The 16,451-nt window shown below is 49.4% G+C and carries 13 protein-coding genes; 4 read left to right on the forward strand and 9 right to left on the reverse strand.

The genetic code is table 11. From position 1 onward, the window contains the following. Window positions 1–210: 210 nt before the first annotated feature. Window positions 211–1,755 carry a histidine kinase N-terminal 7TM domain-containing diguanylate cyclase gene (locus N909_RS0101500; protein WP_029910313.1) on the forward strand — a complete coding sequence of 515 codons (1,545 nt, stop codon included), beginning with the start codon at window positions 211–213 and terminating at the stop codon, window positions 1,753–1,755. Window positions 1,756–2,183: 428 nt separating this feature from the next. On the opposite strand, the gene N909_RS0101505 is transcribed toward N909_RS0101500, so the two are convergent. The 4 genes from N909_RS0101505 to N909_RS0101520 form a co-directional block, all read right to left on the reverse strand. Beyond that, window positions 2,184–3,293: an IS110 family RNA-guided transposase gene (locus tag N909_RS0101505; protein ID WP_029910316.1), complete on the reverse strand. Its 1,110-nt coding sequence runs from the start codon at window positions 3,291–3,293 to the stop codon at window positions 2,184–2,186. A 391-nt stretch (window positions 3,294–3,684) separates the two neighbouring features. After that, window positions 3,685–4,716: an aldo/keto reductase gene (locus N909_RS0101510; RefSeq protein WP_029910319.1), complete on the reverse strand. Its 1,032-nt coding sequence runs from the start codon at window positions 4,714–4,716 to the stop codon at window positions 3,685–3,687. Window positions 4,717–5,062: 346 nt separating this feature from the next. After that, complete coding sequence (locus tag N909_RS0101515) at window positions 5,063–5,818, reverse strand: SDR family NAD(P)-dependent oxidoreductase (protein WP_029910322.1); 756 nt, start codon at window positions 5,816–5,818, stop codon at window positions 5,063–5,065. 14 nt (window positions 5,819–5,832) lie between these two features. Then, the gene (locus tag N909_RS0101520; protein WP_029910327.1) at window positions 5,833–6,726 is read right to left on the reverse strand and encodes an SDR family oxidoreductase; all 894 of its coding nucleotides are present in this window, start codon (window positions 6,724–6,726) and stop codon (window positions 5,833–5,835) included. Between the two features lie 183 nt (window positions 6,727–6,909). On the opposite strand from N909_RS0101520, the gene N909_RS0101525 reads away from it, so the two are divergent. Continuing rightward, window positions 6,910–7,833 carry an AraC family transcriptional regulator gene (locus tag N909_RS0101525; RefSeq protein WP_036682628.1) on the forward strand — a complete coding sequence of 308 codons (924 nt, stop codon included), beginning with the start codon at window positions 6,910–6,912 and terminating at the stop codon, window positions 7,831–7,833. Between the two features lie 223 nt (window positions 7,834–8,056). On the opposite strand, the gene N909_RS0101530 is transcribed toward N909_RS0101525, so the two are convergent. The 3 genes from N909_RS0101530 to N909_RS0101540 all read right to left on the reverse strand — a co-directional run bounded on the left by N909_RS0101530 (window position 8,057) and on the right by N909_RS0101540 (window position 12,071). Continuing rightward, a complete protein-coding gene (locus N909_RS0101530) occupies window positions 8,057–9,850 on the reverse strand; it encodes a flavocytochrome c (RefSeq protein WP_029910332.1) in 1,794 nt (597 codons plus the stop codon). Window positions 9,851–10,367: 517 nt separating this feature from the next. Beyond that, window positions 10,368–11,222, reverse strand: coding sequence for an HAD family hydrolase (locus N909_RS0101535; RefSeq protein ID WP_084167335.1), 855 nt, complete (start codon window positions 11,220–11,222; stop codon window positions 10,368–10,370). A gap of 264 nt (window positions 11,223–11,486) precedes the next feature. After that, window positions 11,487–12,071, reverse strand: a complete 585-nt coding sequence (locus N909_RS0101540) for a DUF938 domain-containing protein (RefSeq protein WP_029910338.1) — start codon at window positions 12,069–12,071, stop codon at window positions 11,487–11,489. A 334-nt stretch (window positions 12,072–12,405) separates the two neighbouring features. On the opposite strand from N909_RS0101540, the gene N909_RS24275 reads away from it, so the two are divergent. Together N909_RS24275 and N909_RS0101555 are read left to right on the forward strand one after the other, a co-directional pair. Further along, on the forward strand, window positions 12,406–12,999 hold the full coding sequence (locus N909_RS24275; RefSeq protein WP_051689435.1) for a TetR/AcrR family transcriptional regulator: 594 nt from the start codon (window positions 12,406–12,408) through the stop codon (window positions 12,997–12,999). Next, the gene (locus tag N909_RS0101555; protein WP_051689436.1) at window positions 12,996–13,490 is read left to right on the forward strand and encodes a GNAT family N-acetyltransferase; all 495 of its coding nucleotides are present in this window, start codon (window positions 12,996–12,998) and stop codon (window positions 13,488–13,490) included. Before N909_RS24275 ends, N909_RS0101555 begins: the two co-directional genes overlap by 4 nt. Window positions 13,491–13,616: 126 nt before the next feature. On the opposite strand, the gene N909_RS0101560 is transcribed toward N909_RS0101555, so the two are convergent. Together N909_RS0101560 and N909_RS0101565 are read right to left on the reverse strand one after the other, a co-directional pair. Further along, window positions 13,617–13,910, reverse strand: a complete 294-nt coding sequence (locus N909_RS0101560) for a glycogen-binding domain-containing protein (RefSeq protein WP_051689437.1) — start codon at window positions 13,908–13,910, stop codon at window positions 13,617–13,619. 1,073 nt (window positions 13,911–14,983) lie between these two features. After that, complete coding sequence (locus N909_RS0101565; RefSeq protein WP_029910350.1) at window positions 14,984–16,177, reverse strand: rhodanese-like domain-containing protein; 1,194 nt, start codon at window positions 16,175–16,177, stop codon at window positions 14,984–14,986. Window positions 16,178–16,451 lie beyond the last annotated feature (274 nt).

Below are 16,451 nucleotides of genomic sequence, written 5' to 3' on the forward strand. Positions count from 1 at the left end.
CCTCCTTCCCGCTGATGGACGACTCCACGGAGACTGAAACCATCGACCATAGCAAGATAAAATCTGTGCAATGAAACTTTTCTATGATATTGAATTTAAGCAGAGGGACTTCATTCGTGAAAGAAACAGGACAAGACTCAAAATTCTCTCTACTTACTCTCTAATCCTGATCGATATATCTAGCTTTAATAGTTAAGAAAATATACATTCATGCCCGAATTACACATAAATAGTCTACCATCGTTCGCTATCCTTCTTCTTATTATTGCCGGTTTTGAGGTTTTCTTTACAGCCCTGGCATTCCATCATCGTAGAGCGGTTGGGGGTCGTTCTTTTTTGTTTCTGATGCTGGCAATGATTGTCTATACAGTGGGGTATGCTTTTGAAATAGCTTCAGCAGATCTACAAACAGCCCTGTTTTTTTCCGATATTCAATATCTTGGCATACCATTTATTCCATTTTTCCTCTATTCTCTTATCAGGAAATATCTGACCAACACAAATACTATTCCCTTAAAATTAACAGCCTCCCTCCTTATCATACCTATATGCACTTTCTTCATGCATTTAACGACTTTTAAGAACAATCTTTTTTATGTTAATCCAAGCCTTATCTTTCATGAAGGAAACTCTATCCTTCTGTTTAAAAAAGGACCATGGTATTACGTCGATTCAGCATATACTATAATTCTTGTTCTCATGTCCTTGGCTTATAGCATTTTCCGTTTTATAAAAAATAAAAAGTATAGAAACAATATTTCACTAATCATTTTAGCAACAGCTTTTCCATTTTTTGGATACATCTTATATCTTTTAGAATTAGCACCTACAAACTTTGACATCAACCCACTAGCGTTTGGTGCATCATGCCCTCTTTTAGCTATAGCAATCTTCCAGCTATCTCTCTTTGAAATTGTTCCTGTTGCAAGAGACCATATTTTTGAAAATTTTGATCAAGGGATTATAGTAACAAATTCAGAAAATAAGCTTGTCGATTACAACAAATCCATACAATCAATTTTTCCAGAAATTGAAAAATATCGCATAGGATCTGATATTAACCATATTCCTCTACAAAATAGAGAACGACAAACAAGTCTTTATAGACTTCTCAATGAAGAAAAGACATTCATTGTCAAAAAGAATGAAGAAGATCATTATTACAATATAAGAAAAAATATCATATCTGACACAAATAAATCTTACGGAGGGATAATTTATATTCTTTCCGACATAACAGAGGAGAAGAAACTCGAGAAGCAACTTCATGCTATGGCCACGACCGATTCGCTAACTGGCATAGAAAACAGGCGAAACATTCTTGAGATTGGAGAAAAAGCACTTGAATATGCCACAAGATACAAGCGAGAGCTGAGTATTATCATCTTTGATATCGATCATTACAAAAAAATAAATGACACCTGGGGACATCAGGCCGGCGATAGCGTGTTGATTGAAATAACTCGACTCTGCAGACGTCAAATTCGTGAAAGCGACTCTTTGGGACGCTACGGTGGTGACGAATTTATTCTTATTCTACCGGAATCTTCCCATCCAACAGCCCTGGTTGTCGCCGAAAAGCTACGTAGCGCAATCGCGGAAACGACCATCTCTCTGGAAAAATGCAAAATCACTGTGACCGCAAGTTTCGGAATCGCGACCCTGAATAAGGGCGAGACCTTCACTGATCTTTTTAATCGCGCTGACCAACGATTATATCAAGTCAAAAAATCGGGGAGGAACCGCGTCTACTAGCAGGTTGTTGAAAAAGTCCATCCTTAGCCTTTTTCAAGCCCGGTGGAGAAAAGTGCGATTTTCTCCACCTTACAAAATCAATGACTTACAAGGCCGCCATTGATTTTGATCGCCCGTCCATGGGCTCATCAGGCTGTTTTTCAACAGCCTGCTGATATGGCTGACAATTACAAGAGTAAACGCACTGCTCCTTGAAAACTGTGGTTAAATCTCTGTCACGAAAAAACGGGGCCGCTTTTTACGACGGTAGATCACGCTGATATTCGCGGGTTGGTTACCGCCTGTCTTGGCTACGTCGTGGAGCTGCCTCTCGCTAGAGCCGGGAGTTCGGCAAATGCCTGATCCCATAACAGGCCCGAGGATTCTCCGTTACCGGGACCGCGCTTTTTCACGACAGAAGCTGGTTCCGTTGTTCCTTGACTCCTTCGCTATGCCGGGCGTGGCACCGTTTGGGCGATGGCCCAGATAAATGCTGATAACTCACGGGCGATGGCCGCAATGACCACCTGACTGCGTTTCCCCTTGGCGGTCAGCAGTCGATAGCGGGAGCAGAGCCTCAATTGTGCTTTCCAGGCGATCTCCCAAACAGCCTGCGGTAGGTGCCTCTGCCGTTCAAGCAGCCGACGACTGACCCGAGCCGGAAGTCGATACGACCAAGCCGCTTCGACCAGCATGCGCCGGGCATGTCCGTTCCCGGTTTTGGTGATCCCGCCACGCTTGACCGTCTCGCCGCTGGAGTGTTCCGAGGGAACCAATCCCAGGTACGCCATGAGCTGTCGAGGATGATCAAAGCGGGTCAGGTCTCCCAATTCGGCAACCGTTGTTGTCGCAACAATCAGGGAGACGCCTCGCAGGGCCTGAATCGCCTCGACGACAGGATTCATGCGCCACTGCTCGGCAAGTTGGCGAATCTGTTCGGTCATGCGTTCAACTCGTTCTGTGCAGGAACGTACGGCATCAATATATTCCTGCAAGGTGATCTGCTGGGCCGGGTGCGGCATCTTGATGCAAGAGATCCAGTTCCAGTGAGCCTTGCTCCAGGGTGTTTTCCCGCTGTAGCGGAACCCGCTGCGCAGGAGAAAGGCCCCCAGTTGTTGGCGCGCTTTGCGTTCAGCACTTTTGCTGTCGATGCGGGCTCTGCACAAGTCGCGCATCGCCTCATCTTCGAGACAAGGGACATAGACCGGAGTCAGTTCTCCAGCACGATGCAGCCGCGCCAGCATCTCAGCGTCGCGGCGATCATTCTTGATGCGGTCGCCGCTTTTTCGCGGAATCAGCGATGGGGCAACCACCTTGCAATCGTATCCTTGCTGTGTCAGATGCCGATAGATTTCATAGCCACAGGGTCCGGCCTCGTAAACAAAGGAGGGTCTGGTTCCCCGTGAGACCAGTTTACGGATCACCTTGTCCAGTGAGGCAAGATCTCCGTTAATGGTGCCGTAATAGCGGATCTCACTCTCGCGGCCAGCATCGGCTAACGCGACATCGATCGAGTTTTTATGAACATCGAAACCAACATAAGTGATAGACTTTGTCATGACCTGTCTCCTTGGTTATGGCTCTGTGCCGGTTGTTTCAACGACTCCAGCATAACCCATGTTTGCAAGGGGCAGGTCTTCTCTTTTTTAACTGTCAGCCATGATGGCTAGTGTCTTGTTCGGTTAGTTGTTTGTATAAATTCTGAGTCATTTTTTCTGCTGCCAAGGCGTGCCACCGCAGGCCTGGCCGAAGCCAAGCCGCGAAGCCAGAACGTAGACAGCAGTAAAAAGGGCCAGGATTGGACTATAGAACTAACCGCACAGGACACTAGGGATAATTTGGCCGATTGAAGGCAGATCTGCCCAAAATAGTCACCCTAAAATTCCATCCAGCTGCCCCAAAGGGTGGCCGGATGGCATAACAGCGGCACAAAATCCAGCGTTGGCTGCGTTACCACTGTGTTGGTTTGGGGTTACGCTGATCGAATCCTTTCTGGTGCCAGTAGGGATAAGTGGGCTCGCGGTGGCTGGCCGCGTCAAGTTTGGCAATATGCGCCTCGTCCAGTTTCCACCCCAGTGCGCCAAGGTTCTGCTTCAACTGGTCGGCATTGCGCGCGCCTACGACCACATTGCAGACCGTGGGCCGTTGCAAAAGCCAGTTGAGCGCCACTTGCGGGATGCTTTTGCCGACCTCGGTCGCCACGTCTTGCAGCGCATCGACCACCCTGAACAGGTATTCGTCTTCCACTGACGGACCGCCCGCAGCGCCACCTTGGGCGATGCGCCCCTCCTTGGGCGGGCTGTTGCGGGTGATTTTACCGGTGAGGCGCCCCCAGCCCAGGGGGCTCCACACCATCAGTCCCACGCCCTGGTCAAGCCCCAGCGGCATCAGTTCCCACTCGTAATCGCGTCCCACCAGCGAGTAGTAGCCCTGGTAGACCACATAGCGTGCCAGCCCGCGTTTTTCAGATATGGCGAGCGACTTCATAAGGTGCCAACCCGAGAAGTTGGAGGCCCCTATGTAGCGCACTTTGCCTGAGGTTATGAGGTTATCAAGTGCGGCCAAGGTTTCTTCGACTGGGGTTAGAGCGTCGAAGCCGTGCATGAAGTAGATGTCGATATGATCGGTGCCGAGCCGCCTCAGGCTGTCTTCCGCTGCGCGAATGATGTGGTAGCGCGACGAGCCGCACTCGTTCGGCCCCTCTCCCATGGGGAAAGTGGTCTTGGTGGAGATGAGCACGTCGTTGCGCCGGTTGCCCACCGCCTTGCCGAGGATTTCTTCGGCTGCGCCGGTGGAATAGAGATCCGCTGTGTCGAAAAAATTCATGCCGTGCTCAAGGCAGATATCCACCAGTTCTGAGGCTTCCTTCACGTCGATGTCGCCCCATTTTTTGAAAAATTCGTTATTTCCCCCGAAGGTCCCCGTGCCCAGGCTGAATGCCGGCACCATAAGGCCCGAGTTTCCAAGTTGACGATATTCCATGGCCATAATAGCTCCCTTCTTTTTGTTATGTGGATGGATCTTATCCAAGACTATAACCGCACGCGCCGTGCGCGCAAGGGGCCGCCGGTTGGCCACCATCAGAACAGGAGAAAGGCATTTTTCCGAGGATAAGGTGAGAGAAGGATGAGAGGCGATCGGAGCAGGCCTGACTTTTTCTTTCGGCAAAGCGCAGATCTTCGTTACGGCCGCGCCCACTTTATCCTGAGAAGGTTTGCTGACAGCCACTGACTCTGCATGCAATTTTTCAGGCTAGCTCCGAACGCCCCATCAGCTTCAAAGGACCAGGAAAGGGTATTTATAAATTGCCCCTTTCCTGGTGAGTTATTTAGATAGCCTGGCCGCCTGACGCTTCTATCCGCTGACCATTGATCCATCCCGCTTCGTCGTCAAGAATGGCCGCGACAACGCCGCCAATATCATCAGGCAAACCGACCCGGCCTAATGCTGTTATGGCTGCGATTTGGGCATTTACATCTTTATTATCGCGCACGGCCCCGCCTCTGAAATCTGTCTCGATCGCGCCTGGTGCGAGAGTATTGACCGCAATCCGCCGTGGCCCCAGTTCTTTGGCCAGATAGAGGGTCAACGCCTCGACCGCCGTTTTCATGATGGCATAAGCCCCATAGCCCGGGTGGATGATGCGGGTCAATCCTGAAGAGACATTCAGAATCCGACCACCATCCGCCATCAGGGGAATCAGTCTTTGAGACAGAAAAAACGGGGCCTTGATGTGCTCATTCATCATTTGCATGAATTGTTCTTCCGTCGTCTCCATCAAATTCTGATGCAGCCCCGAACCGGCATTATTAATGAGGTAGTCAAATTCGCTCCGGTTAAAGGTGTCCCGCAAAACCATTTTGACGGTTTCAGCAAAAGATGAAAATGTTTCCGCTCTGGCTACATCCAATTGCAGTGCGACGGCCCTTTGACCCTTGGCTTTAATCGCCTCGACGACCTCGTCGGCCGAGGCTTTGTCACGCTGATAAGTCAGGATAATATCCCGGCCTTTTCTGGCCAGGTGTAAAGCCATGCTTCTTCCTAGGCCACGACTGCCACCTGTGATTAATGCAAGTTTCGTCATTGTCTGTGTCCTTTCTATAAGAAATATTCAGGTCGGTCGATATCGGCAATCAATCCGACCTCTTTGGGCATCCATCCCAAATCTTTTTGTGTTTTCCGGCTCGATGCCGGCATATCCCTTTGGGCAAAATGGCTGAACCAGCCGAAATGTTCTGCCGCGTCCTGCGGCGTCTTACTCACAACAGGGACATTAAGACGCCGCCCAATGACTCCTGCGATCTCCCGAAAAGCGATTCCTTCTTCGGCAACGCCATGATAAACGCCTCCTTTCGACCCCTTTTCGAGGACAAGTCGATACAACACCGCCGCATCCAATCTGTGGACAGCGGACCAGCAATTTTGTCCTTCTCCAACATAAGCAGACACGCCTGTTCGACGCGCCATATCAATCAGCATGGGAATGAATGCATGATCGCCATTGCCATGCACGGAAGGAGGCAGCCGAACAATGGACGCATTCACCCCCCGAGCGACCGCCGCTGCGACGATCTCTTCCGCAACGGCACGAGGTGGTGCGCCGGAAGCAGGGGTCGGCTTGGCATCTTCATCAAGCAGGCCTTTAGCCTGGATCGCCCCCGTGGCAGAGGTCACAATCAACGGGATGGAGGAGCCGGCCAACGCGTTAACAAAGGTCTCGATAGAGCAGCGGTCTTGTTCGCAACTTTCTTTGATCTTGGAAAAATCATGATTAAAGGCAGTATGGATGATGCCGTCGGCAGAGGCAATCCCTGCGCGCAGGCTAGCCGGATCACCCAGATGACCGAGGAAAACCCCGACACCTGCCGCCCGCAACGATTCAGCTGCCTTGCCGGAACGCGCCAGACCGCTGACCCGGTATCCGGCGGCAAGCAGTTCCTGGGCGACAGCAGACCCGATGAACCCTGTCGCACCGGTGACAAATATATGCATTTTGAAATCTCCTTAAAGATGTTGACCATGGACTCGTTCATCGGTTGCAGTATAAGAAAATACCAGACGATCTGAAATGCACAGGACTCCAGAACACTTGCCTGTTTCTCTAAATGCCTGGACGTTTGGTAGACATACAGCAAGATTCGCCTCTATATTGAGAAAATGGACAAGAAGCGGAGCATGAAGACGATGAGTGAACAGCAAAGAAAAGAGCTGGCTGCTTTAATAGACACCTATGCGCAAAGTGAAGGTTTGTCCAAAACCGCAATTCCCGGGGTATCCCTTTATCGGGCAACAAGAACAGACAAGATCATACCTGGTCTCTATAATCCAGCTTTGTGCTTTCTGGCGCAGGGCCGCAAACAGACAATGCTGAATCAGGAGATTTATCAGTACGGACCATCGGAATATCTGATTGTTTCTGTGGACTTGCCAATCATGGGGCAAGTAACCCAGGCCTCACCAGATGAACCCTATCTTGTTATCAAGGTCGATATCAGTTTGCCACTGCTTACCGACCTCCTGAGCCATACCGAATATCCGCTGCGCTCGAATCGAAAAGCGGAACGAGGGATTTTCGTCGGCAGAGCCGACGCAACCCTGGGAGATAGTGTGCTACGCCTGGCACGGATGCTGGCAACGCCTGAAGATATCCCCGTGCTCGCAACACCAACGATACGGGAGATTTTCTATCGGATTCTACGCGGAGAACATGGCGACAAACTGGCGCAGGTCGCATTTAAAGGGAGTCACACGGAGAGGATCGCCAGCGCTATCCACAAAATCAAAGCTAACTTTCGGGAATCAATCCCGGTAGAAAAACTGGCCGATCTTGCCGGCATGAGCGTCTCAGGCTTTCATGCCCATTTTAAATCCATCACGGCCATGAGCCCGCTGCAATTCCAAAAAAATCTGCGCCTGATCGAAGCGCGAAATCTGATGCTGGCAGGCGATCTGGATGCAGCCACCACAGCCTACCAGGTCGGCTATGAAAGCCCCTCGCAGTTTAATCGTGAATATACCCGCATGTTCGGCAATCCGCCCAGGCGGGATATCGATCTGGTAAAACAACAGAATCTGGCAGCAATGCAACCCTGCATCTAGTTCTCTTCCATCGGTAAAAATTACGCGGGAATTTGTTGACTGGATTTCTTCGGAGTCAAGGCGGGACCAACTGCGTAAAAGGAGAGTTGCCCGAGCCAATGAGGAGCCCTGAGGAGGGGAGGCTTAATGATTCACTGCGATGTGTTATCGCAGATCTTTTTCAGGACGGTAAAAAACGAGGGAGCCCTGCTTGCGGCTCCCTCGTTTGCTGGTTTGTAGCGGATTATTTTTTCAGAGCATATTCCGCAGCATGGGCGCCTGCCCGACGGCCGAAGACAACGGTATCGGCAATGGCGTTACCACCAAGACGGTTAAAGCCATGAACGCCACCGGTTACCTCGCCTGCAGCATAAAGACCGGGAATCGGCCAGCTTTGCAGATCCAGAACTTCGGAGTCGGGGTCAATGGCAACCCCACCCATGGTGTGGTGAATTCCCGGCGCAACCCGGACTGCATAAAATGGCGGTTTGGTCAGGTTCAGCGGCATATCGCTCCGACCAAAGGCCAGATCTTTTCCAGTCGACTGATAAGCGTTATAGGCTTTGATGGTTTCCGGTAAAGCGGACATCCCGGTCATTTTGGCGAGCCCTTCAACCGTATCGGCCTTTTTCAACATCCCCAGGTGTTCGTAGCCGCGGACCATTTTTTTCTTGGCGATCAACTGTTCATCAAAAACCAACCAGGCATAACCTTCCTTTTGCTTAAGGATGGCATCGGAAGCGCGGTCGCGGGTGGTCAGTTCATTGACGAAACGTTTGCCATCGGTATTGACCATAATAGCCCCAACGCCACGGACCGTCTCGGAAATGAGAATACGGCTGTCCTTGCCAACGGTCGGATGGGCCTGAACCCAGTCAATATCCGTCATGCTGGCGCCGATTTCCTTGGCCATGATGATCCCATCGCCGGTTGCGGTAATATTGTTGGAACTGGTCATCTTGGCAAAGGTGGGACGATACCAGGCGATCATCTCTTTGTTCATCCCGTAACCACCGGTGGCAAGGACCACGGCATCCGCAGCAACCATGTAATAGCCGCTGTGCTTGCCATGAACGACCACCCCAACAACCTCTCTATTGTCGTTCAGGACCAACTTTTCAACTCGAGAATTGAGCCGGGTATCCAGATGCTCACGTTTGGCAACTTTCCGCAACGTCTGAATAATCTGGGGACCGGCACTGGCTCCGTTGGCCGGCGCATGGGTGCGTTGAACCCGTGCGCCACCGGAACGCTTCAACCCGTCCAGGTTTACCCCTAAGGATTCCAGCCATTTAACGGCATCAGCAGATTCTTCCGCCATAATCCGCACCAGTTTTTCGTCATTTTTATAGCGACCACCCTTCATGGTGTCTTCAACAAACCAATCGACGCTGTCTTTAATCCCCTTCTTGGCCTGCTGCGGAGTCCCAACAGCATTGATCCCGCCGGCAGCAAGCATTGAATTCCCACCGGTAAAGGGAGCTTTTTCAAACAGAATTATTTTGGCCCCTTTCCGCTCAGCAGTCAGTGCAGCGTTGAATCCGGTACTGCCCGCCCCAACAACGACAACATCGGTCTTTTCGACAGGACCTGCTGCGATGGCTTTTTGAATAGCCTCCTGGTTCCAGTCCCGGTCCCAGGCAGCTTTTTTAGGAACATCGGCAAAAGGCATCGCCTCAATGTTAAAGGAGTGGCAATTGTTGCAATAGAATTGTGGAGCATCGTGGCCTTTATGGCAGGTGGTGCAGTTGATATCCCCAAGATGGGAGGTGTGCGGATCAAACTCCAACGCAGCATTGGCCATTTTTTCGTAACCGCCATGGCAGCTGACACATTGCTCGTTCTCATGATTTTCACTATCACTGACGGTGACTTTGCTCCCGTCAGCGTGACAGGTCTGACAACCGGACATTTCGGCATGAAAAGCCGCCATGGTGGTGATTTCAGCCGCTGGCTCTGTTTTGGGGCCGCTCCTGAAACTGCTACAAGCAGTTACTGCCAAAACCGTAACCAGAATGAATAGATATCGTTTTTTCACAAACTATCTCCTTCCAAAAAAAATGAAATTTACAGAATTTCGGCAAATTAGCACACAGAAGACACAAGTCAACATAGTGACATTAAAGACTTTTACGCCTTTTCTGCCGGTTTTGTCGTTATTGGTATCAGGACCGCCAAGTGGCGATTAGAAGGCCTTCTGAACCGGATTACTGTTTGCAGGAAAGGCTGTTACGTATGACGGGTTGCAAAAAATGGTATTGAATGTCTAAAAACAGGGCGAATTGCCCCCGGGGAAGAAAAGTGCAATGTCCCGAATGGCGCTAGTTTAAGCACTTTCGTAGCAAACTCGGAACTGTCCCAAGCCCTATCTGGGGCTGTCCCAAATGTTTGCGGCCCTTGGAACGCTGGCGGTTTTGCTGCCATCTACTCTTAAGCTAGCACCATTCTGCGATGCCTCTACCTAACAAAATCAATGACTTAGAAATGCGTTATTGATTTTGATCGCCCATCGGTGGGCGCGGCAGGCTGTTTTCCTGATTTTGGGGAATCATCTCTTAGCGACCTTTAAAGAACGCCCCAACAATTTCCGAAAAACCATCTTCATGATTGGTAAATAGTATGGCGGGATATTGATTTCTCAATTCCTCAGGTGCATTTTTTACGGTATAGGAAATGCCGGTAAACTCGAGTAAGTCGATGTCGTTATAATCGTTCCCAATGCCCATGGTTTCCGTTTTTGCAATACCCAGTTCATGGCACAGCCATTTAGCGGCATGCCCCTTGGAAACTGTTTCTGGAAATACTTCGAGCCAAATGTAATCGGCATTCACCGGCGACGTGGCCCGAATCACCTTTATGTCGTTTCTGACCTTGTACAAAGCGGCTTGAATGGATGCAAACAGGCGCACATCGTTTTCAATAATGCACATCATCTGTCCGGCATGTTCAGGCAGTGCTTCAAGGGGTAATAGTTGGCAGTCCTGTATATTCCGTTCAAGGTATCGCGCAAATTCGCTGCACAGCCCTGCCCCCTGATGAAACCAGAACTTATTGTTGTTTGGGATGGGTTTAAACACGACAAAATTCTGCTTCAGCTCAATCAGATTTGCGCACAGGACCGGGGCCGTTCCTTTTTCAAACTCTTCCCATTTCAGAAGTCGTTTGCTTTGCCAATCATAAACTCCGGCACCCGATGAAAAAATCACATAATCAAGGGGGACGTCCTCAGCAATGACCGCATTCACTTTAAATAAACTGCGTCCTGTCGCAGCAACAATTAATACTCCCTGCTCCTGCAGATAGTGCAAATGTTTCAGATTTATGGCTGTAAGCAGATGATCGTTATTGAGCAACGTTCCATCGAGATCAGTAATAACCATTTTTATCGATGTTCTGGTTTTTCTTTCCATAGGGGTTCTCGAATTTTTCTTATTTAGAGAGCTCCAGATATAAGCCCCCCAAATGGGACAAATCTGAATGGCGCTCGTTTAAGCAACTTTGCAGTAAACTCGGGACTGTCCCCAGGATCATCGGGGGCGGTCCCAAGAGTTTGCGAGCCATGAAAGCAGTAGCGGTTAGCACCGCAAAGACCTGGGACAGCCCCCATGCGGGGACAGTCCCGGTTTTGCTGCCATCTCCTCTTAAACTAGCACCATTCGAGGCAGATGTATTTTTTAGAAAGCCTTCCAGACCAGAAGAAAATTGTTCGTTGGCATGGGGATTTTTTCCACCAGCTGCAGGCCTTGCCCCCAGCTGACCAATTCTTCGACTGAACGGATTCCGCCATAACCTTTATTTTTAAGGGTTTGATCAAAATCCTGATTGCTTTTACTGGTATATTTTCCATCCATATTCATCGGCCCGTACTGGCAGAAGACTCCGTCCCGAGGTAAATTGGCGGCCACCAGTTCCATCATCAGCTTTGCTTCCGCTGGTTGCATAATGTGAGTTGTGTTGGCTGTAAATACGCCGTCAACCTGAATAGCGGGCCATGGATCACGGCCGATGGTAAACTCAAGCGGAAGCACAATATTATCCAATTTTGATTCGCTGATCCAGGCTTTCACGCTGGCATGATTTTCAATCCTGTCACTGGTATGCCAGACGAGATGAGGTAGCTTCTCAGCAAAAAACACCGCATGCTGCCCTGTTCCGGAACCAATCTCCAGCACGTGTCGAGAGGATGCAAAATAGACTTTCAGCTGATCCAGAATGGGTTGTTTATTTCTTTCACAATGAGAAGCAAAATCTTTGGACATAAGATGACCTGGCTTGAGAATATTGTTGCTTTATTGTTGATTCTTTTAGAAAAAATCATCCTGTAGCGCTTTTATACTCCTTTTTTCGGATTCATCTCTAATTTTATTGACCTTTTCCTGCCGCATAGTTCCGACCCTGCGAGCCTTGATCAGCTTGTGCAGAAAGATCATGAGTCGCCACTGTCCATCGCCGATCTTCGTGTCCTGCCGAGAAAGTCGTTTTAGGGGAAATGTCACTCGTTTTTCTCGGGAAGGCCCTCTCCGATGGTGAAAAAGTGTTTTGAGGAAATATTATCTCTTTACGAGACGATACGTCTCGTCTATTATAAGACTTATGAAAATCAATCCACAAAAAACAAAACGCAGATCCACACTCAAGCACCGGGCGATTCTTGAGGCCGCTGCGACCTGTATTGCTCGCCACGGGTATGCCGCGACCACTATTGAGGCCATCGCCGCAGAAGCCAGTGTTGGAAAACAGACCATTTATCGCTGGTGGTCGTCCAAGTCGGCTTTGTTCGTCGAAGTCTATACGGAGATTGTCAGCCGCGAGGCTCTCGCCATATCGTACACCGGAAGGGCCAGGAACGATCTTGAGGCGGTTCTCAAAGCCTTGTTTACTCTCTACCGGCAGACTTGCGCCGGTGCAATTCTAGCCGGATTGATCGGCGATGCAGTTATGGATACAGCAGCGCGAACTGCGCTTGCAGAAGGCCTGGTAACAGGGCGCGCCGATATTGTGACCGATATCATCCGCAGCGGTATCGCTCGTGGAGAGCTTTCTGCTGTGCCAGAGATTGTCAACGAAGTGGTCGTTGCGATGGTCTGGAAACGGCTGGTGATAAATATTGAAAGCTTGAATGATGATTTTGCCGTCAACCTTGCCACGCTTGCCATTTCAGCTGGAAAAACAGGAGTTCAACTATGACGACAAGCTTGATATTCGGCAATTACAGACCCGGTGTCATCGCCGCGAACATTACCCTGCATATGGACTATTATGCACAACTGTGGGGATTTGGGGTGCGATTCGAGGCCAAAGTCGCTGCAGAAATGGGTGAATTCCACGCACGCTATGACCCTCAACGCGATTTCTTTCTCGCCGCCTACAAAGCGGACGGATCGCTGCTTGGGACGATCACTATCGATGGGATTGCAGCCACGGAGGAAGGGGCTCATTTGCGTTGGTTTATCGTTGCTCCGGCAGCACAGGGTCTTGGCCTGGGCAAGGAGCTCATGCAACAGGCCGATTCTTTCCTACGTGAGCGTAATTACCGGAACACCTATCTGACGACATTTTCCGGCCTGGATGCCGCACGTTCTCTTTACGAACGGTACGACTTCAGACTGGTCTCCGAAAATGCAAGGGACCCCTGGTCGGGGATGGTCGGTATCCAGCGTTTTGAGCGCAGGCTCTAAAAATCTCGCCGGCATCTGTTTGCTCAGAATGCGCTGGGACGAATTGCCCTTTTACGGATCAATTCCTTTTATGAATTAACATAGCTAGGTCCGACCCCGCACTACCAATGTCCCTAGTTTTAAGTTTTAGTCCACAACCTTGAGATTGTTATAGCTTCCGAACTCATTTTCAATCGTCGCTGGGTTTTCCGTATCGTTTTCCCAGTCCCCATCGACAATATACCGATATTCATAGGTTCCTTGAGAAAGCGTGACCATGATTCGCCACCTTCCTTTGATATCTTTGTTCATCGGGTGTTTTGTACTGTCCCACTGATTGAATGAACCGACAAGAGACACGCTACTGGCAAACGGGGCATAAACAGTGAATTCGACAGGTTTGCTCAGATTTTCTTTGGCTTTTGTCTTTTTATCAGTCATGTGCACCTCTCTGGCTTTGAAGTGTAAACCTATTTTTCTCAGCCTGATTCCAGAATATCAAAACCTCCGGAAATAACAACGAGACCGGGTCAACTTCACAACGAATGGGGTGCGACTGGGGTCGGACCAACACATTTATCTATTTTTAAAATGAAATAGAGTGAATGACCCTCAATATTCTGCCTTAGAGCATGATTTTCTAAGCTAAAATGCGATAGCTGCTTTCCTCCTCACGAAGGACATACCCCTCTGGGCCGTCCAGGAGGGTTCTCTGCCTCCCCTGATGCCCCAAAGCCAGCGTCACTTTCCCCACAAAACTCTCATTCCCAACGGCGAGGCTTTCCGACCAGCAAGAATGACGTTCCAAGTTATTATTGTGTAGAGTTTCTGACGTTCCCCCGGTTTCGTGGACACAGGGGGAACGTCAAATAGCGTATTTAAACGCAATAATTGCCCTCTTAAAAATTGATTTCTTTTATGAATCAATCACATCGCCCCCAAGATAAAACATTTTTAGAGACTGTAATGCTGACGGGACAGACGGCCGCAAGCAAAAGATTTCGACTTTAAAACCTGTGCGGAATAATACATTCTGAAGAGGTATTACCCCGGTCAATGAGAATAAACTAGAATTCTGACAAAAAGAAAAAAGGGGGCAGATTTATTTTTTAGAGGGTCGGCCAAGGGCCACGCAGTTCTATTCGCCGCTTGAGCCTTTCCTCAACCTGATCAGCGAAACGTCCCTCCCCTGTTAGTTGACCACGCTGCACTACTTGCTGAATCACATTTTGTGAATATGATCGGCCATAAGGCAAAAGGCGTACACCTTACGATGGTATCCAAGAAGAGAGCCTCCGACGCATCAGAGGCTCTCTTCTTGGAATCGTCTACTTAGTTGCCATCCGGAAACTCCGCAGGGCAACGGCTAAGTTTTCAGATTGGAAACGAGCAATTTTTCGTTGTGGCAAGGAAATCAAGGGGTTGCGCGGAGGCGTAGTCCTTTACGCCGCACAAGAAAACCCGCAGATTGACACCGCCACAGCGGAAAAGGGCCGTATCCGGATGAAAACTACTTAGTGCTTCTTCTCAAAAGTATAGCTGCCATCAGCATTTACGATGATGGTTGAGTCCAGATACTGCAGATTGCTTTTGTTGCCATAGTCGGTATCCAGAATCGCATAGAAAGCACCACCGGCACGGCTGCCAGTTGCACAGTGGAGGGCGATACGGCCTTCTTTGGGCAGCTTGGCAATGGATTCCTGTTCTTTGGAGTAGAAGTCTTCATCAAAGATGTTTATAGCACCGGGAATATGAGCTGCGTCAAAGTCTTCTTTAGAGCGGACATCAACGACAGTCAGTTTTCCGGCAGCCAGAAGCTTGGTGAACTCTTCCGGGGTAATGACTTCCGGAAGGGCATTTTTAGCAACTGCCTTTTTCTTTACGCCACTCGCTTCATTACCCCACAGAGGTAACCCGGCTTCCTTCCAGGCGGGTTCGCCTGCGGCATAAACCGAGACGTTTTTATAGCCCATGGACAATGCCAGGGTGGCGCTTTCATGACTCAGTTTGCACTTGTAGCCGCCGCAATAAAAGACCAGCGGAATATTCTTGTCTTCGGGGAGCAATCCCTTTTTGGCTTCAAACTCTGCTTTAGGCAGCGACAGAGCTGAAGGGATGAAGGCTTGCTGGTATTTTACGCCAGGGCGGGCATCAATGATCAGTAACGGCTCTTTGCCCGGTTTAGTGACCAGTTTTTCAAGCGCCGGAGTCTCAATTTCTGCGTAATTTCCTGCTGCAATCCAACCAGGCATTCCTTCATACCAGACTTTGACATTTTTATAGCCCGCTTTCATGGCAATCTGGGCAGAAGCCGGGCTCAAGCCGCAATGCAGCCCGCCACAGTAAAAAATCAACATCTTATCTTTGGCCAGTTTATCCAGGTTTTGAGGCAGAAGAGGTTTCGGAATATTGACAGCACCCGGCACATGGCCTTCTTCAAACTTAACGGCAGGACGCGCGTCAATCAACTGGAATGACTTATTCTGCTCCAGTGTTTCTGCCACCAGTGTCGCACCGGCAAATTCTTTGCTGAACAGCGCCATCACTTCTTGAGTGGTTATTCTCAGCTTAGGATCCTGTGGGACATTTTTCTGTTCAGGAGCTGTCACTTTGTCAGCTGCTGCTTCCTTTACGGTTGTTGAGGCACAGCCTGTAATCAAAAAGGTTGATGTCAAAATCGCTAACAGCAGTAGAACCAGTTTCCTCATGCTTATACTCCTCCTGAAGGAAAGGGATGCGAAACAGGCCAGCTCATATCCGGGAACGGATCCTTCTTCCCATGGCTTTTCAATCCTGATTATTGAACGCCGGGCGATACCCTGTGTGGCTGCGACCAAAACCTGATTGTCCAGACATTGCGAAAAAACATTCGTTCCAATCTAAAGACCTGGCAGTCGGTGTCAGAATTTTCCAGATATCAACATGTCAACAAATATGTTAGTTTTCCCCCTATATATACATATAGAGAAAATACATGTCCAT

It is taken from the genome of Pelobacter seleniigenes DSM 18267 (assembly GCF_000711225.1).
Taxonomy (GTDB): domain Bacteria; phylum Desulfobacterota; class Desulfuromonadia; order Desulfuromonadales; family Geopsychrobacteraceae; genus Seleniibacterium; species Seleniibacterium seleniigenes.

Excerpts from the sequence above, each read along its gene's own strand:
- N909_RS0101500 (WP_029910313.1), top strand. The coding sequence starts at position 211 with ATGCCCGAATTACACATAAATAGTCTACCATCGTTCGCTATCCTTCTT.
- N909_RS0101505 (WP_029910316.1), bottom strand. The coding sequence starts at position 3,293 with ATGACAAAGTCTATCACTTATGTTGGTTTCGATGTTCATAAAAACTCG.
- N909_RS0101510 (WP_029910319.1), bottom strand. The coding sequence starts at position 4,716 with ATGGAATATCGTCAACTTGGAAACTCGGGCCTTATGGTGCCGGCATTC.
- N909_RS0101515 (WP_029910322.1), bottom strand. The coding sequence starts at position 5,818 with ATGACGAAACTTGCATTAATCACAGGTGGCAGTCGTGGCCTAGGAAGA.
- N909_RS0101520 (WP_029910327.1), bottom strand. The coding sequence starts at position 6,726 with ATGCATATATTTGTCACCGGTGCGACAGGGTTCATCGGGTCTGCTGTC.
- N909_RS0101525 (WP_036682628.1), top strand. The coding sequence starts at position 6,910 with ATGAAGACGATGAGTGAACAGCAAAGAAAAGAGCTGGCTGCTTTAATA.
- N909_RS0101535 (WP_084167335.1), bottom strand. The coding sequence starts at position 11,222 with ATGGAAAGAAAAACCAGAACATCGATAAAAATGGTTATTACTGATCTC.
- N909_RS0101540 (WP_029910338.1), bottom strand. The coding sequence starts at position 12,071 with ATGTCCAAAGATTTTGCTTCTCATTGTGAAAGAAATAAACAACCCATT.
- N909_RS24275 (WP_051689435.1), top strand. The coding sequence starts at position 12,406 with ATGAAAATCAATCCACAAAAAACAAAACGCAGATCCACACTCAAGCAC.
- N909_RS0101555 (WP_051689436.1), top strand. The coding sequence starts at position 12,996 with ATGACGACAAGCTTGATATTCGGCAATTACAGACCCGGTGTCATCGCC.
- N909_RS0101560 (WP_051689437.1), bottom strand. The coding sequence starts at position 13,910 with ATGACTGATAAAAAGACAAAAGCCAAAGAAAATCTGAGCAAACCTGTC.
- N909_RS0101565 (WP_029910350.1), bottom strand. The coding sequence starts at position 16,177 with ATGAGGAAACTGGTTCTACTGCTGTTAGCGATTTTGACATCAACCTTT.